18 protein-coding genes and 1 tRNA gene are annotated in these 21,975 nt (G+C 35.3%); 8 read left to right on the forward strand and 11 right to left on the reverse strand.

Going from position 1 to position 21,975, the window contains the following annotated elements:
- Window positions 1-11: 11 nt before the first annotated feature.
- The 6 genes from CLOAM_RS04390 to fusA all read right to left on the reverse strand — a co-directional run bounded on the left by CLOAM_RS04390 (window position 12) and on the right by fusA (window position 6,136).
- The gene (locus tag CLOAM_RS04390; RefSeq protein WP_015424658.1) at window positions 12-653 is read right to left on the reverse strand and encodes a PASTA domain-containing protein; all 642 of its coding nucleotides are present in this window, start codon (window positions 651-653) and stop codon (window positions 12-14) included.
- Complete coding sequence (gene rsmB / locus CLOAM_RS04395) at window positions 616-1,932, reverse strand: 16S rRNA (cytosine(967)-C(5))-methyltransferase RsmB (RefSeq protein ID WP_015424659.1); 1,317 nt, start codon at window positions 1,930-1,932, stop codon at window positions 616-618. Before rsmB ends, CLOAM_RS04390 begins: the two co-directional genes overlap by 38 nt.
- Complete coding sequence (gene ruvA / locus CLOAM_RS04400; RefSeq protein WP_044278923.1) at window positions 1,929-2,528, reverse strand: Holliday junction branch migration protein RuvA; 600 nt, start codon at window positions 2,526-2,528, stop codon at window positions 1,929-1,931. Before ruvA ends, rsmB begins: the two co-directional genes overlap by 4 nt.
- Window positions 2,525-3,004: a crossover junction endodeoxyribonuclease RuvC gene (ruvC, locus tag CLOAM_RS04405; protein WP_015424661.1), complete on the reverse strand. Its 480-nt coding sequence runs from the start codon at window positions 3,002-3,004 to the stop codon at window positions 2,525-2,527. The genes ruvA and ruvC overlap by 4 nt, the downstream gene beginning before the upstream one ends.
- 8 nt (window positions 3,005-3,012) lie before the next feature.
- The gene (locus CLOAM_RS04410; RefSeq protein ID WP_015424662.1) at window positions 3,013-3,765 is read right to left on the reverse strand and encodes a YebC/PmpR family DNA-binding transcriptional regulator; all 753 of its coding nucleotides are present in this window, start codon (window positions 3,763-3,765) and stop codon (window positions 3,013-3,015) included.
- Window positions 3,766-4,078: 313 nt separating this feature from the next.
- A complete protein-coding gene (gene fusA, locus CLOAM_RS04415) occupies window positions 4,079-6,136 on the reverse strand; it encodes an elongation factor G (protein WP_015424663.1) in 2,058 nt (685 codons plus the stop codon).
- Window positions 6,137-6,427: 291 nt separating this feature from the next.
- Between fusA and rpsT the strand changes: the two genes are divergently transcribed.
- From rpsT to CLOAM_RS04455, 8 genes are all read left to right on the forward strand, one after another.
- Window positions 6,428-6,697, forward strand: coding sequence for a 30S ribosomal protein S20 (rpsT, locus tag CLOAM_RS04420; protein WP_015424664.1), 270 nt, complete (start codon window positions 6,428-6,430; stop codon window positions 6,695-6,697).
- Between the two features lie 56 nt (window positions 6,698-6,753).
- Window positions 6,754-7,425 (forward strand): monofunctional biosynthetic peptidoglycan transglycosylase, encoded by a 672-nt coding sequence (gene mtgA / locus CLOAM_RS04425; RefSeq protein WP_052293577.1) that lies wholly within the window; start codon window positions 6,754-6,756, stop codon window positions 7,423-7,425.
- A complete protein-coding gene (locus CLOAM_RS04430; RefSeq protein ID WP_015424666.1) occupies window positions 7,425-8,717 on the forward strand; it encodes a DUF2851 family protein in 1,293 nt (430 codons plus the stop codon). Before mtgA ends, CLOAM_RS04430 begins: the two co-directional genes overlap by 1 nt.
- Window positions 8,718-8,963: 246 nt before the next feature.
- Entirely contained in the window at window positions 8,964-12,296 is a 3,333-nt protein-coding gene (locus tag CLOAM_RS04435) for a helicase-related protein (protein ID WP_015424667.1), read from the forward strand.
- Window positions 12,297-12,306: 10 nt separating this feature from the next.
- Entirely contained in the window at window positions 12,307-16,062 is a 3,756-nt protein-coding gene (locus CLOAM_RS04440) for an Eco57I restriction-modification methylase domain-containing protein (RefSeq protein ID WP_015424668.1), read from the forward strand.
- A 1,048-nt stretch (window positions 16,063-17,110) separates the two neighbouring features.
- A complete protein-coding gene (locus CLOAM_RS04445; RefSeq protein ID WP_015424670.1) occupies window positions 17,111-18,430 on the forward strand; it encodes an AAA family ATPase in 1,320 nt (439 codons plus the stop codon).
- Window positions 18,417-18,668 (forward strand): hypothetical protein, encoded by a 252-nt coding sequence (locus CLOAM_RS04450; RefSeq protein WP_044278925.1) that lies wholly within the window; start codon window positions 18,417-18,419, stop codon window positions 18,666-18,668. The genes CLOAM_RS04445 and CLOAM_RS04450 overlap by 14 nt, the downstream gene beginning before the upstream one ends.
- Window positions 18,669-18,683: 15 nt before the next feature.
- Window positions 18,684-19,349: a hypothetical protein gene (locus tag CLOAM_RS04455; protein WP_015424672.1), complete on the forward strand. Its 666-nt coding sequence runs from the start codon at window positions 18,684-18,686 to the stop codon at window positions 19,347-19,349.
- A gap of 542 nt (window positions 19,350-19,891) precedes the next feature.
- Here CLOAM_RS04455 and CLOAM_RS04460 read toward each other — a convergent pair.
- From CLOAM_RS04460 to CLOAM_RS04480, 5 genes are all read right to left on the reverse strand, one after another.
- On the reverse strand, window positions 19,892-20,359 hold the full coding sequence (locus CLOAM_RS04460) for an ECF transporter S component (RefSeq protein ID WP_015424674.1): 468 nt from the start codon (window positions 20,357-20,359) through the stop codon (window positions 19,892-19,894).
- 34 nt (window positions 20,360-20,393) lie between these two features.
- Window positions 20,394-21,005 carry a hypothetical protein gene (locus tag CLOAM_RS04465; protein WP_020268708.1) on the reverse strand — a complete coding sequence of 204 codons (612 nt, stop codon included), beginning with the start codon at window positions 21,003-21,005 and terminating at the stop codon, window positions 20,394-20,396.
- Window positions 20,989-21,513, reverse strand: coding sequence for a hypothetical protein (locus CLOAM_RS04470; protein ID WP_015424676.1), 525 nt, complete (start codon window positions 21,511-21,513; stop codon window positions 20,989-20,991). Before CLOAM_RS04470 ends, CLOAM_RS04465 begins: the two co-directional genes overlap by 17 nt.
- Complete coding sequence (locus tag CLOAM_RS04475) at window positions 21,513-21,854, reverse strand: P-loop NTPase family protein (RefSeq protein ID WP_015424677.1); 342 nt, start codon at window positions 21,852-21,854, stop codon at window positions 21,513-21,515. Before CLOAM_RS04475 ends, CLOAM_RS04470 begins: the two co-directional genes overlap by 1 nt.
- Window positions 21,855-21,874: 20 nt before the next feature.
- Window positions 21,875-21,967 (reverse strand) — tRNA-Ser (locus CLOAM_RS04480).
- Window positions 21,968-21,975: the final 8 nt, after the last annotated feature.

The raw sequence follows: 21,975 nt of genomic DNA on the forward strand, positions 1-21,975 counted from the left end.
CCTAAGTTTTTTTAATAATAATATATTGGTATCTCATAATTAAGTGTATCTGCTGTATCTGCTACCGGTTCCGGTCCTCTGCTTAAAATTAGCTTAACAGTAGATTTTTTCAAAGCTTTTTCCCCAGCAGCAGGAATACTTCTGATAACAGTGTTAACCGGATAAATATCGGAATAAGTGGAATCCACCACACTGCTATACAAATCCAAATTTCTTAAAATTATAAATGCCTCTTGAAAGGGTTTTCCAATCAATGAAGGCAAAGTTACTGTAGAAGAACCTTTACTGATAACCAGATAAACTGTTCCATCCTGGCGTATTTTTTCTCCTGCAACAGGATTCTGTTCCAGAACAACTTCCGCAGCTGCAACATCGCTAAAAAAAGAGTCCTTAACTATTACATGCAATTTTTCTTCCTGAAGTACTCTTTTTGCCTGAACAAGTGTCATTCCTACTACGGAAGGAACTTCCACTTTGGGAGTTCTTCCTAAAATAACAGGAAAGAGAATCTGGCTGAAAACAAAAGCTGTTACGATTATAATTCCAATTCCGATTCCAACTATATAACCGGCTTTTTTAGTGCCCGTTGGGGATTTTGTCCGAACAATAATATTTTTATTTCCGGCGTTGTAATTTGGCTGCAAAAGCACCATCCATATTATGTTTGAAAGGTATCGTTTTCAAGTATCCGGCGCTGGTATATCTTTCCGGAATAAATGCATCTGCCGGAATCAGTTCAAAATTCCTGTTCTTTTTTAAAAAGGCAGAAATTTGGTCTTCGTTTTCTTTGGGATTCATTGTGCAGGTAGAATAAACCAAAAAACCACCCGGAGTCACAAAATTGGCTGCATAATCCAATGCTTTTTCCTGAAGTTTTATAAGCTCGGGGATATTTTGATGTGCCTGCCAGCGGAGGTCTGATTTTCTTCCAAAAACACCCCATCCGGAACAAGGCACATCTACTAAAACCCTGTGAAAAGCAGGAGCCACGGGACCGTATTTAAAAGCATCTGTTACAACCATTTTGATATTAGTTAGCTGTAAACGGTTTGCTGCCTGTTTCAACAGTTTCATCTTACTTGGAATTTTATCCACAGCAATAACTTCACCTGTATTATCCATTCTTTCGGCAATATAGCTGCATTTTCCACCCGGAGCAGCAAAAAGGTCTAAAACACTTTCCTCTTTTTGGGGATCAAGCAATTCTACAATTAGTGCGGCAGAAGTATCCTGCACGGAAAAATATCCTTCGGAGAATGCTACATCTTCCAAAACTTCGGCTGTTTGAGCTGTATGAAACATCATTGGACTCGCTTGAGAAGGAGTGATTACAATATTGCGTTTGGCAAAATATGCTTTCAGCTTTTCAGGAGTTGTAGCAGTGCTGTTTACTCTAATATGCAGTTCCGGATTTTCATTAAAAAACATAGCCAAGTATTCCGTATTTTCCTCACCCCATAAATCCAACCACTGTTTAATCAATTCCGGTGGAAAAGAATGTTCATAAGCAATACGCAATGCAGGTTCATTAGGATAAGAAACTTCCGGATTGCGCAAATAATTTCTGAGCACAGCGTTAACAAAATCTGCCACTTGAGGATTGAATAAGGTTTTAGCGAGTTCCACGGTCTCATTTACTGCAGCATAATCTGGAATGGAATTGAGATACAAAAGCTGATAAAGCCCCATATAGAGCAGGACTTTAATCTTAATATCGGTATCGGTGTATTTCTTCTTATCTACATATTGCTGAAGGATATAATCCAGTTTCAGATAGAGTTTGATCACTCCTTTCACAAGGTTGTAAAAGAGAGCAGGGTCTTCTCCTGCATTTTTTAATTTCTTGGCTCTCTGATGTAATAAAGTATCAGAATATTCTTTATCTTTAAGCACTTTCAGAATAGTTGTATATGCTTCGGAGCGGAAGTTCATTTATTTCTCTGATAGATGCGTTTAATAATTTCTTTAATTAATTCTTCGGTATTTAGTTTTTGCATTGACTCATCCATTAAAGCCAGTTCTTTACGGATTTGATGCAAATTAAATCCCAAAGACAAAAGTGCCGATTCCACTTCACTGCTAACATCCCCTATTTGCAATTCCTTCTGGTCTATATGGTTAAGTAATTTATGGACATCATCTTTCAGTTCTACAATCAAACGCTGAGCAGATTTTTTCCCGATGCCCGGAACTCTGGTCAATAGACCTTCTTCTCCAGAATTGACAGCTTTTATAAAAGTAGGAATGCTTAGCGTGGAAAGTATTGATAGGGCAATTTTAGGACCAATTCCGCCGACTTTGTTCAACATAACAAAAAGTTCTCTTTCTGCTTCCGTAGCAAAGCCAAAAATGCGTATATCATCCTGACTGATATGCAAATAAGTAAGCAATTTACAGGGTTTACCAGCAGTTGGCAATTTTTCATAAGTGCTAATCGGTATTTTCAGTTCCCAGCCGATGCCCATTGTTTCTATAATAGCCAAAACAGGTGTTTTAAAGGTAAGAGTTCCGGAAATATACTGAATCATTGTAACCACTTCATCCGGTTATAATGACAGGTTGCTACGGCTAAGGCATCAAAAGCATCATCTCTTTTAGGGCTTTCTTTTAAGGGATAAAGCTGATTTATCATATAGCGAACTTGTTGTTTACTGGCATTGCCGTTGCCGCAAACAGATTTTTTTATTTCCCGGGGACTGTATTCCACAACAGGGATTTCTTGCATTGCTAAAGCAAGTAAAATAACACCGCGTGAATGACCTAAAGTAAATATGCTTCTCACCTGACGATGGAAGAAAATGCTTTCCACAGCTGCAATTTCAGGATGGTATTCCTCCAGAATTTGCATAATGTTTTCATAGAGTGATTTTAACCTTAATGCCAATGTTTTTCCCCGCGTAACATCAATAACATCACAACCGGCAGCAAGCACTTTTCTGCTTTCTATTTGAAGTAAACCATAACCGCAATAACGGCTGCCGGGATCAAAACCAATAATAATCACTTAGTTATTTATGCCTGAGAAAGTTTCTCCATAACTTCGTCTGAAACCTCAAAATTGGCATAGACCTTTTGCACATCATCAAGCTCTTCCAGGGACTCAATCAAGCGCATTAGTTTTTCTGCAGTATCATCATCAACGGCAATTGTATTTTTGGGCACTCTGGTAAGTTCTGCATTATGGATAGGATAGCCCTCTTTTTCCAGATTACCGATAACAATATGAAAATCAGTAGGAGAAGTATAAACATCAAAATTATCCTCATTAAGTTCAACATCGTCAGCTCCCGCTTCCAGTGCTTTAAGCATAAATTCATCTTCATCCAAACCTGCAGAAGGAACATTGAAAAATCCCTTCTGTTCAAAATTCCAGGCAACCGAACCCGTTTCTGCAAGGTTGCCTCCATATTTAGAAAATGTATGCCTAAGTTCAGAAACACTGCGTTTTTTATTATCTGTCATCACTTCTACTACAATTCCTACTCCATTATGACCATAGCCCTCATAAATAACTTCTTCATAAGCGGCACCCTCAATTTCACCTGTTCCCCTTTTAATTGCACGTTCAATATTTTCTTTGGGCATATTGTTTTCTTTGGCAGTATTAATAGCGGTTCGTAAGCGGGGATTCATATCAGGATCTCCACCTCCGGTTTTAGCCGCTAAAATAATTTCTTTAACCAAGCGGGTAAAGACCTTCCCTCTTTTAGCATCAGCAGCACCTTTTTTGTGCTTTATTGAACTCCATTTATTGTGTCCAGACATATAAACCTCAATTTGTTCTTTATCATCTTACAAAATCATTATGAAAAGCAGTCCTTTATTGTCAAGAAAAAAAGGAAAAGTGGAAACGGAGTTTGCCATTTCTCTGAATATTTTTTACGGATGAACGGCTCGCTCTGTATACACAATCATTCGTGGTTCACAAATTCTGGAAGGTTGTTATCCTCATCAACCACGAGTAAGAAACATTGGGCTTTCTTAGTTTGCAATAAAGCGAGAGATTAGTTATAAATGAACGATGAGAACATCATTCTTCCCTTATTCAATCTCTGGTTTCCCCTTTTTACGGTTCACTCTACTCGTTGGTTTGTTCCTGCCAGGCAGAAATCACTTTCTGAGTAATATCATCCGGCACTTTTTCATAATGTGAGAATTTTTGGATAAAACGTCCTCTACCTTGAGTGAATGATTTCAGGGCTGGATAGTAAGAATACATTTCCGCTAAAGGCATTTGAGCTGTTAAATACTGTTTTTTACTGTGTTGTTCCATACCCAGAATTTTACCTCTCCGGGTAGAAATATCACCCATAACATCACCCATATATTCACTCGGAACGATTATAATCAATTCATGAATGGGTTCCAAAAGAATAGGTTTGGCTTTTTTGAAAGCATCCTTCAAAGCCATTGAGGAAGCTATTTTAAAAGCAATTTCGGAGCTATCAACTTCGTGATAACTGCCATAATAAACTTCCACGGAAATATCAACAACAGGGTAGCCGGCAATGATACCCTTTTCCATTGTTTCCCAAAGTCCCTTCTCAATTGCAGGAATATAATTGGAGGGAATTACTCCGCCTACAATGGAATTGATAAATTTGAATCCTTCTCCCCTTTCTGTTGGTTTAATACGGAAATAGACCTCAGCATATTGACCGCGGCCACCTGACTGTTTTTTATGTTTATAGTTGGATTCTGCGCTTGCCATTATCGTTTCTTTATAGGGAATCCGCGGTTCTTTGAGGATGGCATCTACTTTATAACGGTTTTTCAGTTTTTTCAGCACCAGTTGCAATTGCTGTTCTCCCATTCCGGATAGAACATTTTCATGGGTTTCCACATTTAATTCATAGCGAATGGTTGGGTCTTCAGCAATCACTCTTTGCAGGACAGTGCCTATTTTATCTTCATCGGCTTGATTAACAGCTTTGATGGTTTGCCAGGTAGTTGGGGTAGGTAATTCTACCGGGATTACAGATATTTTAGAACCAAGAGAAACAATGCTGTTCATAACTTTGGCGTTTTTTAGTTTCAGTAAAGCGCCAATATCTCCAGCTTTAATTTCGTTGCAGTCATTACGATTTTTCCCCAACATAAAATACATTGTTCCAGCTTTATCTTTGGCATCTTTTTCGGGAATGTAAAATTCCATACCTGTCTTTAGTGTTCCGGAAAAAAGACGAAAATAAACAAAATCCCCCATTCCCGGATCGGCATAGAGTTTGAATATATAACCCAAAAGTTCACCATCGGGCTGACAGATAAAAGTGGTTTTTTCATTTCCCTTAAGAACTTCTATTTCATTGGCTTCGGCAGGAGAAGGAAGATAGTTTATAATACCGTTCAGAAGAGCCAAAACTCCTTCTCCGGTTCCGGCGGAACAAAGAAAGGCAGGAGATATTTCACCGCTTAAGATTCCTTTCTTAAGTCCTTCAATAAGTTTATCTTCTGGCAGTTCCATATTTTCCAGATATTCGTTCAGCAAATCCTCATCGGTTTCGGCAACAGCTTCCATTAAATGAATTCTTGCTTCTTCCATTGCTTCCACCAAATTGGTTGGAACTTCACTTTCCTTTCCGGCTTTAATTGCTTTTCGTTTAATAATATCTACAACACCTTCAAAAGCACCTTCTTTGCCAATGGGAAGATAAATTTTAACCGGCTTAATATCGGTATTTTCAGCAATTGCTTCCAAAGTTTTATCGTAATCGGCATTATCATTATCCATTCGGTTAACTACAAACACCTTACCCATTTTGCGTTCTTCAATTTGTTCCAAGGCAAGTTCCAAACCAACTTCATAACCACCTGTTGCATTAGCTACGATTATAGCATTTTCCACAGCAGGTATAGCTACAATTGCATCTCCAACGAAATCTGGACAACCAGGTGTATCCAGAATGTTTATCTTATGATCAAGATATTTAACATAACCAATAGAAAGGCCTAAGGACATTTTTTTAGCGATCTCTTCCGGATCAAAATCCATTATAGTATTGCCTTCTTCAATTCTGCCCAAGCGGTTTGTTGTTTTCGTTAAGTAAAATATCTGTTCTGCCAGGGTTGTTTTTCCTGCACCACTGGCTCCAATGAACAATAGATTACGAATCTTCTTCATTTCATTGTCTTTCATCTTTTCCTCAGTTCGTTTATCATATATTTTTTGTATGTTGTTTTATGTTGGTAAGTCACAATTTTTTATAAGCTGTTTCCGTCAATCCCTTTTTTCTCTAAGATGACAATTAAACCTGAAAAATTTGTAATAGCAGTAAAAAGGGAAAATAGGAGATATTCTATAGAGAGTAAAATCCATATCGCTATTTCGCTTTTTTACGCTATTGCCAATCACAATTTTCTTGACAGAAATGAAGGGCATTTTTATGCGTTCCAAACAAATACTTATATTAAAAAAAGAGAGGATATTATGCCACAACACAAGTCCCCGCTGAAAAGAATGAAAACAGACAAAAAGAGGGCTGCTCGCAATAATTATGTAAGAAGCACTATTAGAACTCTTTCCAAAAAAATTCATAGCGATACCACTCCTGAAGAAAAGGAAAAACTGCTTTCCGAACTCTATTCCAAACTTGATAAAGCTGCCAAGAAAGGTGTTATTCACAAAAGAACGGCTTCTCGTAGAAAATCTCGTTTAGCTGATTATGTTAATAAAGCTAAGGTAGAAAAGACATCTTGAATTAGTGTTCAGGCATTATAAACAAGCAAAATAGTTTTAGGCAATAAGGATCATTCTTGAAACGCAGGCGTTCCATCTGGCTGCGTATTATAAGGTTTATTGTTATTATCCATCTTTGCTATTGGGTGATAATAGCATTTTTTTCGCTTTTGTATAATTTTGTTAATCCTCCTGTCACACCTTTAATGTTGCAGAGATATCTGGTGCGTGGTTACCCTGTTCATAAAAGGTATTATGTTCCCCTGGAAAAAATTCCTAAAAGAACCCAAAATATGCTTATTGCTATTGAGGATGCCAATTTTTACAAGCATTTCGGCTTTGAATGGAAAATGGTGAAAGAAGCATATCAGCGTAATAAAAAAGCCGGAAAAATTCGTTTTGGAGCCAGCACTATTAGTAATCAGCTTGCCCGCACTATTTTCTTAACCACAAATAGGAGTTATCTGCGTAAATACTTGGAAATTCAGGCAACGGTGATTATGGAAATTTGTATGAGTAAAAAGAGAATGCTGGAGCTTTATTTCAATTATGTTGAATGGGGTAAGGGAATTTATGGCATTGAAACTGCATCGCGTTATTACTATGGCAAAAGCTGCACGAATTTAACCCGGACGCAAACAATGAAATTGATCAGCATTTTAACCAATCCTCTTCGCTATACTCCTGAAACATATTATAAATCAGCTTCCGCAAGGCAAAGATATAACTTACTGCAGAGGTATTTCTAATGGATGAAAAATTTCTTTATCATATCTGGGATGAAGGTCACTTGGCTCCAAACCTGAAAACGGTTAGCGGTAAAGACCTGAAAGTAAATTACCAGGGTCAATTCAATACTTTTCGGGGTCCCGATTTTATTAATGCCATAATATCTATTGATGGAGAGGATTTACAGGGAGCGGTGGAAATTCATAAAAACACTCAGGATTGGATTAAACACTCTCATCAGGAAGATGTATTTTACAATCAGGTTATTTTACATATTGTCTTGCATAATGATAGCCCTTTACCTTTTACTATGAAAGAAAATGGTGAACTGGTAGAAATTCTGGAATTGAAAAATCAGCTTTCCGATGAAATTCAAAAACTGCTGGCTGATATTGGCGATAAAAATTTAGCCAGTGGCAGTGATTATTGCGATCTTCTTTCTGCCATTGATAATGACAGATTACTAAGCATTTTAACCATTTCCGGAAAACAGCGGTTTATGAGTAAAGTGCGCCGATTTAATGCCTCTTTGGCTTTAAGCGATTTTGACCAAATCCTCTATGAAGGAATGATGGAAGCTGCAGGATACGACAAGAATAAATTCAATCTCTTTCAACTGGCACAAAGCATTCCCTTTGCCAAATTGAAAGAGTGGCACAAAGAAGGGCTGAAAAGTGATGAAATGAGCAGTATTTTTCTTGGTTCTTCAGGTTTATTACTGAAAAGTCGGAATCGTTTAAACGGTGAACTTTATGAAACACTTTCCCGCTCTTTTGAAAGCCAGAGATTTTATGCGCGTAAAATTAATGTGGACTGGCAACTTTTTCGTATCCGTCCGGGAAATCATCCTGTTTTTCGTCTTATTCTATTAAGTGAATTCCTTTATAACTGTTTACAGGAAGGGGTTTTGCATTTCTTTCTCAAGACAGTAGAATTAGACAAACCCAATCCCCAAAAAAGATATCAGACCTTTTGTAAACAATTTAAACCAGGGCAGGAAGGACTGTTGCAAAATAATACTGGCTTAGGTATTACGGTTATCAACAATATTTACATTAATATTTACCTACCTATTCTCTATCTTTACTATCAAAAACTGGCAAATACGGAAATGACTGAATCCGTTTTAGAATCCTATCTTTCTTTTAAGGCATTACCAGAAAATTATATTACCCGCTTTATGTGTAATCATATAAATTCCAGCCAAGTTAGCATTGTTAATAAGAAGACCCTTTACCAGCAAGGTCTGATAGATATTTATTACCGCTTTTGCCGTTATCATCTCTGTGAAGAATGTGTAAAACAGACCTAAACACAAACAATGATTTTTTATCAAGAGAATTTTATGTTATGATGTGTGTGATTGTCATTCCGCACTTGAAGCGGAATCCATTTTAAAAGTATGGATACTTGCTTGGGCAGGAAGGTCAATAACTAAGAAATAACAAAAGGGTAGGAATAACAAGAAACTCATTTTCTTGACAAAAATCAATAAACAAGTTCCCTTGATTTGTGAAAGAAAATAGTAAATAAAATTTATCTGTGAGGCAGGAACCGTATGAATAAACCCATACAAAGTGCAATAAGGGATAATCATCAACGCGGAACAGTTGGCAATTTTATCAGTGAGCATCTAAGTGAAGGATGCTCTTTATCTTTTGTATCAGCATTTTTTACTATTTATGCCTATAATCAATTGAAGAACAAGCTGGATAACATTCAGGACTTAAGATTTCTCTTCGGAGAGCCGCGTTTCATTTCTCAGATAGACCCTAAAACCGATAAGAAACAATTTCAGATTGAAGATGACAAACTAATTATCCCCCTTCAGAATCGTCTTACTCAAAGTAGAATTGCTTTTGATTGTGCCAATTGGATTAAAGAAAAATGTGAAATCAAATCTATGGTCAAGCCGAATTTCCTACATGGCAAAATGTATCATATAAAGTCCGCCAATGGTAACGAGAAAGCTATTTTAGGCAGTTCCAATTTTACAGTTAACGGTCTCGGTTTTGGTAACAGTCCCAATATTGAGCTTAATATTGAAGTGGATAGCGATAGAGATAGAGCAGATTTGTTAAATTGGTTTAATGAATTGTGGAATGATGATACCGGCTTGGTAGAAGATGTAAAGGATGAGGTCTTAAAATATCTTTCCAAACTCTATGCGGAAAATTCACCTCTATTTATCTATTATAAGACCCTGTATCATATTTTTGCCAAATTTCTGGAAGAGCAGGAAGATAAGGGTTTGCTGAAGGAAAAAACCGGTTTTTACGATTCCGAAATTTGGAATACGCTTTACAGTTTTCAAAAAGATGCTGTTAAAGGAGCCATCAATAAACTGGAAAAACATCAGGGTTGTATAATAGCTGATAGTGTTGGCTTGGGAAAGACCTACGAAGCATTGGCGATAATTAAATATTATGAAATTTTGGGCTACCGGGTTTTATTACTCTGTCCCAAGAAACTACAGAATAATTGGACAGTTTATCAGGCACAAAAAGGAGATATATTAAATCCTTTTAAGAATGACAGATTTAGTTATACAGTTGCTTATCATACCGATTTAGCAAGAACAAGCGGAATTTCTAAAGCTGATAATTTGCATCTTAGTACTTTTAACTGGGGTGCCTGGGATTTGGTAGTTATTGACGAATCTCATAATTTAAGAGGAAATCCCCAAGAAAAGAAAGAAAATGGAGAGGTTATTTTCAATCGGGCTAAATTTCTTTTGGAAAAAGTAATAAAAGAAGGAGTGAAAACCAAAGTTCTAATGCTTTCGGCAACCCCGGTAAATACCAATTTGAAAGACCTCCGTAATCAAATTTATTATATTACGGAAGGCGAAGATGATGCTCTCAAAGATAGTTTAGGAATTGAAAATATTTCCAATACCTTAAGATATGCGCAACTGCAATTTACTGATTGGGCAAAACGCTCCAGAACGGCAAAACGGGATACAAAGGATTTGTTTTTAGCTTTGGATAGTTCCTTTTTTAAACTTTTGGATGGATTGACTATTGCTCGCAGCCGCAAACACATACTAACTTATTATTCCGATATAGATAAAAAAAGCTTTCCTTTGCGTCTTAAACCCCTTTCCGAATATACGGATATTGATACAATGCAAAATTTCTGTTCTTATGATAAAGTAAATGATCAAATCAAGCTGTATAAGCTATCTTTATTCAAGCCCTCCAATTTTGTATTACCTGATTTTAAACACATTTATGAAGTTCCAGGAAAAGTAAAAGTATTCTCACAGGAACAAAGAGAAGATTTTTTGGTGGAAATGATGAAAATCAATTTCCTCAAGCGTTTGGAAAGCAGTATTTATTCCTATCGTTTAACCCTTCAAAGGGCTTTAGCTAAAATTGCTTCCTTGGAAGAAAAAATAGAAGCATTTGAAACGAGCAATAATGAAGAACAACTTGATCCCTTTGAACTTGAAACTATCATTCCTGAAGATGAATTAGAAGGCGAAGAGGAAGAGGAATTTACGGTTGGGAAAAAACTAAAATATAAGCTGGAACATTTAGACCTGGAAAATTGGAAAAAAGCCCTGAAAAAAGATAAACAACAATTAACTGCTTTATATGAAACTGCTGCAAAAGTTATACCGGGAAATGATGCCAAACTAAAGCGCCTGAAAGAAATTATAGAATATAAGCTAAACCATCCTATCAATCCTGATAATAAGAAAATAATTATCTTTACCGCTTTTGCCGATACCGCTGTTTACCTCTATGAAAATCTTTCTGAATATCTTTATGATCAATTCGGGCTTTATTCTGCCTTAATAACAGGTAGCACAACCTGTAAAACCAATTTTCCGATGCCAACCCATTATAAAAATGATTTTAATTCCATTTTAACCTGCTTTGCTCCCATTGCCAAAGAACGGAATAAACAAACTTTCCTGCCTCAAGATAAACAAATTGATATTATTATAGGCACCGATTGTATCTCTGAAGGACAGAATTTACAGGACTGTGACTATGTTATAAATTATGATATTCACTGGAACCCTGTGCGTATAATTCAACGCTTTGGAAGAATAGACAGAATAAATGGTCCCAATGCCCAAATCCAAATGCATAATTTCTGGCCCACCAAAGACCTGGATAAGTATATAGACCTTAAATATAGAGTAGAAACAAGAATGGCTTTAGTTGATCTGACTGCAACGGGTGCTGATAATATCCTCAGCGAAGAAGATATAGACAATCTGGTTGCCAACGAAAAGAAGTTCCGAACCAAACAACTAAAGCGTTTACAGGAAGAAGTTATTGACCTGGAGGATTTGGAAGATAGCATTAGCTTAACCGATTTTACTTTGGATGACTTTAGAATAGACCTGTTGAACTATTTAAAAGCTAACGAAGTTGAATTAAGCAATGCCCCTTTGGGTTTATATGCTATTACTCCTTCCCCTCACAATAAGTTGTGGCTTAAAACCAATAATTTATCAGAAGAACAAAAAGAAATTATCCGACCCGGTATTATTTTTTGTTTCCAGCATTTTGCCGATGGCTCGGAATATAATAAATTAAATCCTTTGCAACCATATTTTCTTGTTTACATCAGAGACGATGGAACTGTCCGTTATCATTTTACCAATGTGAAACAAATTCTGGAGATTTACAGATTGCTGACCATAGGAAGAAAAGAAGCTATAAAAAAGCTTTGCGATCTCTTTGATGATGAAACAAACAATGGTCAAAATATGGATAAATACAATAATCTTCTTATAAAAGCAATTGATGACATCAAGGATACATTGAACAAAAGATCATATAAACAATTGCAAGGAGATAGAAATGCCATCATTCCTAAAAAACCCCAAGAACAGAGTTTTGAACTAATCACTTGGCTGATTATCAAATAAAGGAATATAAATGGATAAAGAAAGTATTAAAGAAGCCCTGTCCCTTTTTCAAAAGCAGGATACTTATTCCGCTGCTCTGAAGTTCTGGAATACTTTAGGTTATCTTAGTGACCGTCAACCGGAGCAACATAGTTTCAGTTACAATGATTTTGCTCAATTTTGTGGAAATAATATCAATGCCTTTAAAGCTAAAAAAGAGGATTGGGATCAATTTCATTTGCTGTTTCAAATTACCGATGAAGAAATGATGCACTACTTCAATAATAATTATCAAGAGTTTATTCCCGGGAATATAAAACAGGAATTTCAAGCATCCAATATCAAATCATATCTTTTTGCTGCTCTTAAACTTAAAGGTAATACTTATAACCGCACTCAGCTTGCCGATATAGCCAGGCAAATTAATAAACAATATGCTATTCCTTTAATTATTCTCTTTCATTACAATAAGTTCATCACTATCGCGGTTGTTTCCAGAAGGCAAAACTTGAAAGACACGCAAAGAGATGTTCTGGAAAAAGTTACTATGATAAAGGATATCAAATTAACTGAACCCCATAGAGCACATATTGATATTTTAGATGACCTGAGTATAGAAAAACTCTCCGAAAAGTATACCCTCAATAGTTTTGATGCCTTGCATAATGCCTGGTCCGCTACTTTGGATATTGAAGAATTAAATAAAAGATTTTATAAGGAACTCTCCAATTGGTATTTTTGGGCAATTAAGAAAGTTGTTTTTCCTGCAGGGGAAGAATCAAATGAGGAAGTAAGAAATTCCATTGGTCTAATCAGATTGCTAACTCGTCTTATTTTTGTTTGGTTTATGAAAGAAAAAGGGCTAATACCCGATGCTCTTTTTGATCCCCAAAAAATAAAAACCATTATCAAGTTTGAGGATTTTAACGATTCTTCCTATTATAAAGCTATTCTGCAAAACCTCTTTTTCGCTACCCTGAATACGGAAATGAATAAAGATAAGGAAAATTCCCGTAAATTTCGCAGAGAGATTAAAAGTAAAATGAATCCCGATTTCAATGTGCATACTCTGTTTCGTTATGAGTCCTTGTTTCATCATCCAGAACAAGTTATAGATGAATATTTTGCCAATATTCCCTTTCTAAATGGAGGTCTGTTTGAATGTCTGGATACTGAAATTACCCAAAACAATAATAATAATTACATTCGCATTGATGGTTTTAGTGACCGACCGGATAATGTATTAAAAGTTCCGGATGAATTGTTTTTTAGTGATAAGGAGCAAGATATTGACCTAAACGAATTTTATGGAACTACAAATAAAAGATATCAAGTGTGCGGTTTACTTAATATTTTAAACAGTTATAAATTCACCGTAACAGAGAATACTCCCATAGAAGAAGAAGTTGCTCTTGATCCGGAATTACTGGGTAGGGTTTTTGAAAATCTGCTTGCCTCATATAATCCGGAAACAAAAACAACCGCCAGACACGAAACCGGTTCATTTTATACGCCTCGTGAAATTGTAGATTATATGGTGGATGAATCATTAATAGCTTATTTGCTGAATGAATTGCCTCATAGCACTAAAGCAGAAGCAGAAGATAGTGAACTAAAGCTAAGGTTGCTTCTCTATTATACAGATGAAGATCATCTCTTTAATCCTGAGGAAGTGGATAAGCTGATTTATGCCATTGATAACCTTAAAATTATTGATCCTGCTTGTGGCTCAGGAGCTTTTTTAATGGGTCTGCTGTTAAAAATTGTCTATATGCTGCATAAATTAGACCCCCAAAATACAAAGTGGAAACAGCAACAAATTGATAATATCAATAATCTTATAGCTGATACTAAAAGAACCATTAACGATCCTAAAATCAGAGAAGAAAGCATCCAAAAACTAAGAAACAGTATTCAGGATATTGAAGAGACCTTTGATCAATTTGATTTTGATTATAGCCGTAAACTCTTTTTGATTGAGCATTGTATCTATGGCAGTGACATTCAACCCATAGCTATTCAAATTGCTAAGCTTCGGTTATTTATTTCTTTGCTGGTAGATCAATACCCTAAACAGGGAAAACCCAATTTAGGAATTAGAGCTTTACCCAATCTGGAAACAAACCTGGTAGCAGCAAATTCTTTGATACCATTAGAATTACCCGATCAAATGGAATTATTTGATAACTCCATAGAGAAATTCATAACTGACATCAAAGCGATACATAACGAATATTTCAGCACTCGCGAACGTAAAGAAAAACTGGAGCTTAAACATAAGGAACATAATTTGCGGTTAGAATTTTCTAACAAACTGAAAGATTTGAACTTTCCTCATCAGCAAGCTGATTACATTGCCAATTGGGACCCTTATTCTCTAAATTCCATTGCTCCTTTTTTTAATCCAACCATTATGTTCGGAGTGCCATATTTTAATATTGTGATTGCCAATCCACCCTATATCAGACAGGAAAATTTACTTTACAAAGATTTACTTAGGGAATCGGGCTATCAAATTTTTAATTCCACTTCCGATATCTATACCTATTTTTATGAACTGGCATATAAGCTTTTATCTGAAAAAGGAATTGCTACTTACATTACTTCCAATAAATGGCTCCGTTCTAAATATGGCACTAAGTTAAGACAATTCCTGAAACAAAATACTAAACTCCAAATTCTCATTGACTTCGGGGGTTATCAGGTTTTTAAATCCTCTACTGTGGATACTAATATCATTTTATTCAGCAAAGAAAAACCTGAACCTAATCACTCTTTTTCCTTCGTTAATATGCCTGTTAATTTGGAACCGGAATCCCTAACCACTTACATCTTAGATAATAAACAAACTTTACAACAAAATATTCTCCAAGATAACTGCTGGACTTTAACCGATAATACCATTTTAAACCTGAAAAATAAAATAGAAAAAGCAGGAAAACCACTTAAGTTCTGGGATGTAAATATATTTTATGGGGTTAAAACTGGCTTTAATGAAGCATTTATCATAGATACTCCCACCAAAGAAAAAATCTGTAAAGCAGACCCGAAATCCGCAGAAATTATTAAACCCGTATTACGGGGAAGGGATATTCATAAATATTACTATGAATGGGCTGGACTTTGGCTAATAGTTATTCCATGTGGATGGACAAACGCTAATAAACCGAATAATATGGATGCTGAACAATATGTTAAACAATGCTATCCAGCTGTATATAATCATCTAAAAATGATAGGTGATGCAATGGATAATAACAAGATTAAAATGAAAGGGAAAGGTTTGTATAGTAGAGATGATCAAGGTGACTACTGGTGGGAATTAAGACAATGTTCATATTATGAAGAATTTAAGAAACCCAAAATAATATATCCCAATATGACAAAATATCTGCCTTTTGCTTTTGACGCTAAAGGTTTTTATCCTAATCCAAAATGCTATATTATAACTGGTGAAGATTTATTACTTATTGTATTAAACTCTTTGTTTAATTCAAAAATTATTACTTATTATATTAAAACTACCTTCCCAGAATTACAAGGTGGTACAAGAGAGTTACATAAAAATAAATTTGAAAATATACCTATACCGGATGGTTTATTAAGTAATACTGAATTTGTTACTATATGTATACAGTTAAACAAAAATATTCAATCGTTTCAAGGAAATTTTTCTAACGAAGATTGGTATCATAAAATGATAACTATGATTGATTCAATAGCTTATAAGCTATATGGTCTTAATGAAGACGACATCAAATTAATAGACAAAGCATTAGAGCAATGATGTTCTATGTTTTTAACTCTGATAATAAAAATTGAATATATTACCAATGTGTTGAAGTAGAATTATTATTTGAGAGGAGGAAAATACAATGTTATTTTCAGAAAGATATGGTTATGAACCCCAAAAGCCATTACAAGTAGAAAGTATGGATGTTGATCTGAAAACGGCCATCCACAATATTATAGTAGAATTTCAGAGATCAAATAGAATATAATAATCTTTTATATTTAAGAATTTGGCGTGATTTTTACATACAAGATGCAAATGATTATTATAATGGACATTATCTGAAGCAAAACTTGAAAACAATGACTGGAAATTTAAACCAATAAAAATAGAATTAGACAAGCAACAAATGGAATTTTTTTCAAGTGATGATCTTAATTAATCATTATTCTGTTGATTCGGAATCCATACAAAGTAATAAATGAAGCATTTTTTGTTTCCTGGATTCCTGCTTGAGAGGGAGTGAAAATGGAACTATTGTTTTTAAACATTATATAATTCGGATACAAAAGTTCCGTAGGAACGACAGATATTAACAACGGGTTTTGAACCCGGTGATGAGAATAAAAAAAATACATATCTCTTTTTTTAAGAATGAGTTCCGTAGGAACGACAGATACTAACGACGGGTTTTAACCCGGCGCTTTTCTCTCTGGAAATAAAATAAGTCCCAGCGGGAAGACAGATAAGATATACAATAAATACAGATAGCATAAACGCAAAGTATAATAATAAACTAAATAGATAGTATATTGTGAGAATATAGTATAAAGCAAATCTGTCATTCCTACGGAACTTTTTTCTCCTTTATCTGATATTTTTTCACCGGATTAAAAATCCGTTGTTAAAACCTGTCATTCCTAAAGGAATTGATCTTTTTTTAGAAACCTTCAGTTTTTTTGGCAAAGAAAGAATTTGCCAATCCATTTTTCCCTAACTGCATTAGTGGTTTAAACTGGATTTTTGTAGTTTTATCACAAAATTGCTTGACAAATTAAAGGGATGAATTATTATGTTACTCTAAACCTAAAAGGAGTTTTTTATGTTAGTAGAATTCAGCGTAGAAAATTACCGGTCTATTTATAACAAAGTTACTTTAAGTATGGAAGCGGTTACCAAAAACGAGCTGGATGACCATATTAGAGAAGTTTCCCATCAGCGTTTACTTAAAACCGGTGTAATTTATGGAGCCAATGCCAGTGGCAAAAGTAACATCTTTAAAGCATTTTCTTTTATGAAAAATATGGTTCTCAATTCCTTCAAAGAATCGCAAATTGGAGAGCTGATTTTAGTGGAGCCCTTTTTACTGAATTCTACGGGTAAAGATGAACCCAGTTCTTTTGAAGTGATATTTTTAATTGATGATGTTCTCTATCGCTATGGATTTTCTGCCTTTAGAGATCATATTGCCAAAGAATGGTTATTTAGCCGAAAAACAATTCCCAGAGCACGAGAAATAGTTCTTTTTGAAAGATCGGGTCAGGATATTAAGGTCCACATTCAATTCAAAGAAGGCAAAGGGGAGGTGAAAGACAAACTGAGAGAGAATTCTCTTTTCATCAGTTTATTAGCCCAGTTTAATGGTCTTATAGCAATTAAAATAGTTAAATGCTTTTTAGATTCCAATTTATGGGCAATGGATGCGTATAATCCTATTCATACAACTGCTTTATTGGATAACAATGTTGTTCCCCTAAAATGGGTAAATGAATTTATGCAAAAAGCTGATACTGATATAAAAGAAATCCGGATAAATGAGCAAGAAATTGAAAAGGATATGAGAATAAATATTCCCGTTTCTTCACTTATTTTAAAGGGGAAAGAAAATCAAGTGGTTACTCTTTCTATTAAGACCATACACCAGTTCTATGATCCTAAAGAAGATGTCCTGAAAGAAGTAGAATTTGATATGGAGAAGCAGGAATCTGAAGGAACCAAAAAATTCTACTGTCTTGCAGGTTTATTATATGCCACTTTACAAAATGGTGGAAGATTATTTATAGATGAAATAGAAAACAGTTTGCATCCTTTCTTAACCAGAATCATTATCCGGTTATTTCAGGATAAAGAAACCAATCCCAAGGGTGCACAATTATTTTTTACAACCCAAAATACACTCTTTCTGAATAAAGATAATTTTAGACGGGATGAGATCTGGTTTGTGGAAAAAGCACCGGATCATTCTTCCGATCTTTATTCCTTAGTAGAATATAAATTACCGAAAGGTTCTGCCCGTAAAGATGCATCTTATGCAAAGGATTATATTCGTGGAAAATATGGAGCTGTTCCTTATGTAGAATATGCGGATTTTGCAGAGTTATTCAAAAAAAGCAGAGAGCGGACTAAAAATGAGCAGAACTAAGAGACCTTATAACATCAGAAAAATTGCTCCGGATTTAATAATTATTGTTACTGAGGGTGAAAAGACCGAACCGAATTACTTTAGGAAATTTCCTGTGCAGAAGAAGAAGGTAATTATAATTGAAACAGGTATGAATACAATATCATTAATTTCGGCAAATCCTGTTAATTTTGTTACAAAGTGGAATTTATCCATCCATTTTTTCTCAATTGCTTTATTTTGGGTTAAATTAGTATAAAATAGGAGATAAAAAATGGAATACACCTTTGAAGCAATTAAATTTTTTCAGGCGCGGATTGAGGCATATTTAAATATTTGGGAAAATGCTACTTTGGAAGATATGAAAAGTGATCAAAGGGAAAAACAGCATTCACCTTTAAATGTGAGGAAAGCATTATTTCGTCAAGCTATAGGAGGTCATTTAACTGAAGGGCAGGAATATCGGATAGTCAATCAAGACCTAAAGTGGTATCTGCATCCGGAGTTTGAGACCTTTAACCGAGAATTGAGGAATCTGATAAAAGAAAAATTAGAGGAAAAGAATCTGCTTTATTACTGGGAGCCGAGAGAATATGAAGAAATTGCCCCGGAAAAACTTCAAGGTCCCTTTGAGCGTGAATTAAATTGTTGGAAATATGTAAATCTGGATTATGATGATGGTGATTTGGGCAAAGATGAAGCGGAAATATCCCTAAAAGCAAGATGGGTTTTGCATTGTGCTTATAAAGCTAATAAACTTTCTGAAGCAGAAATTACCCAATTAATCAAATTGGATTTGGATGCACTGTTGTGTGAAAATGCTGTTTATTTCAATATTTTTGAACTGAAGTTGATAACGGATTTTTTACTGGAACAGGGAGTTTGGGATCATTTACCTGATCCGCTTTTTGTGAACAGGTTATCTTCCCAACCGGAATAATGGTTATCTATTTGTTTTTGTAAGTTGTGCATTTTTGATGTGGCAGTGGTTATTTTGCAAAATAGGATAGGGTCTTCCGGAATTCTTCTCTGTTAATCTCAATAATGCGGTAGGGGGGAAAAAAAGGAGTGGATAATTCCGAAATGAAAAGAAACCAGAAATATTTTGAAGATATTTATGCCTGGGGTTCATCCCGAATCGTAATTCCTCACCCTAAATACCAAATACACCCACTATTGTGTTCAGATGCATTATACTGATTTTACCGACTGCAACTTTTAACGACAAAGTAACACTCAAGTAACAACCCCGTAACGGAACTACGGAAGTGTTACGGAAGTGTTACGGAGTCGTTACTTAATTGACTATATAACAAGCAACTATCTGCTCTAAAGTTGTCATCCTTACGAAGGCAGGAATCTACACAGGACAAAATAAGAACCTATAGTTTTCTTTTGCTGGGTTAAAACCTATCGTTAGAATCTGTCGTTCCTACAGAACTCAAAAAAAAGACATAAACCTGAATAATGCACTCGGAAATGCTAAGTACTGGAAATTTTGGTGTAAGCAAGATGTAAGGCAATACCTCCAATATAACCTGCAACTGCCTGAATAATATTGACCGGCAAATCGGCTATGGCTACTGCCAATCCCAGATTAGGAAAAAGCCAGCAACCCAAAAAATAACCGGCAATCATAATTATAACTGCTATTGCCGGGAAAAAATAAATCTGCCATTTTATAGCGGGTTTTGCCAATCCGGCAATTAATCCTTCCAGCCCTTTAACAATAAGCGTTATAGGAGCAAAAACAGGAAAACCGATTAAATCTGCAAGAGCCGAACCAATTCCTCCGGCAATTAAACCTGCTTTCCAGCCACCAAAAAGTCCACTAAAGATAATAACTACATCTCCTAAATTAAAATAGCCACCTCCCGGAACAGGAATTCTTACCAGAACCGTAGCGATCATAACCATAACGGTAAGTCCAACTATAAGATACCATTTCATTTTATCTCCTTTTTATTCATCTATTTAGGCAAAATTACTTCGGAACTTGGTGACAATGCCAGATGCGTTCATCAATCATTTCTCCTTTCAGTGTTGCCTCGTTAATTACATAAGTAATAAGTGCTAAAAGAACAATGAGGCGTTTACGAAACTTTTTTTTCAGAGTAATTTTACCCGCTTGCTCGGCAGGAATGGAATCTACAAAAAGGCATAACTCGGAATAAGATGAAAAGGCAATTTTATAAAGCATTTTACCCAAAATAATATACTTCAATTTTTCTATTCCCAAAGGAAAATCCAGAAAGGTGTCTATTTTCAGCCAAGTGATTAATACCTGGATAAACATTAAACTGCTGATAAGTAATGTAGTTCGCGTAATACCGTAATGAATCCAGTAATCCTTGTTTTGTCCAATCTGAAAAAGGGCAAAAATAAAATAAACCCCGAAAAGCAGTAAAATAAAAGGCAAGAAGTGATAAAGTTTCTTTAAAAGTCCCTTAAGCTTAAAAGTCCAAGCACTAAGCAATAATACAACTCCCAAGACAACTAATTGCACAGGGATATTCTCCAGATAAATAAGGCAGAAGAAAACAAAAAACACAATTAGAGCTAAAGAGACCAACAGTAATCTATATTGTGGTTTCATAAACACGACTCTGATTTGGTGCAATCAACTGAAAATTGATGATGTTAACTTCTTCGGTAACAGAAAAAGAAGAATGTTCACAAAAAATGAGACAAAAAGGGATACTACTTTCTTTTAAATAGTGATAAATTTCTGCTAAATGCAGGTTTTCATCTACAAGGCAATAAACCGGTTTGGGTTCAATAGCATATATTTCGGAGAGATTATGCAGCAGATATTGAATGCAATCCCATTCGCTTTTCAGTTTCAATTCTGGCTTATAAAATGCGGAATGGGACTTAATAGCATAACCCTGCAAATGAAAAAGTTGCTGTAAATAGAGAAAATAGAACAAATTCCTTTTGGTTTCCAAAACGGGAAGCAAGGAATGTTTTATAAAAGAACTTTTACCACTGCCGTTTTCACCTTGCAGATAATAGATATTTTCAGGCAGAAAAAAAAGCTCCTGTTCAATCAGCAAACTAAAATCCTGCCAGCAAGAAACTATCCCCGGTGCAATTTTAATCATCAGCTTTCGTCCAGAATAATATCCTTTCCGCTATTCCGAATCAAGCTTTGAATTGCATCGCGGCGTTTTGGATCAAGCGCATTCAGCAAATTCACAAAACGGATTTTAGGTGCAGGAGAATATATTGCCAAAAGTGCCATCAAAATAACTTTCTGCCCTCCGGAAAGTTCCTCTATTTTGTAAAATTTATCTATTGTCTTACCAGTCAATTTTTCAAACTGGTCAATCAGCTTAGCTGTGGCTGATTCATCCAAATTGTAAATAAGAAGTTCATCTCTTAAGCGGTCACAGGAAATAAGCGGAATATTAGCATCAGCCAATAAATAATCCTTATGTATCATTTTTCATTTCCTTTATCAACTGGCGGAGAGTCAGGGATTCGAACCCTGGGTACCTGTAAAAAAGGTACAACGGTTTTCGAGACCGTCCCGTTCAACCACTCCGGCAACTCTCCTCTTTATT

It is taken from the genome of Candidatus Cloacimonas acidaminovorans str. Evry, assembly GCF_000146065.2.
GTDB lineage: Bacteria > Cloacimonadota > Cloacimonadia > Cloacimonadales > Cloacimonadaceae > Cloacimonas > Cloacimonas acidaminivorans.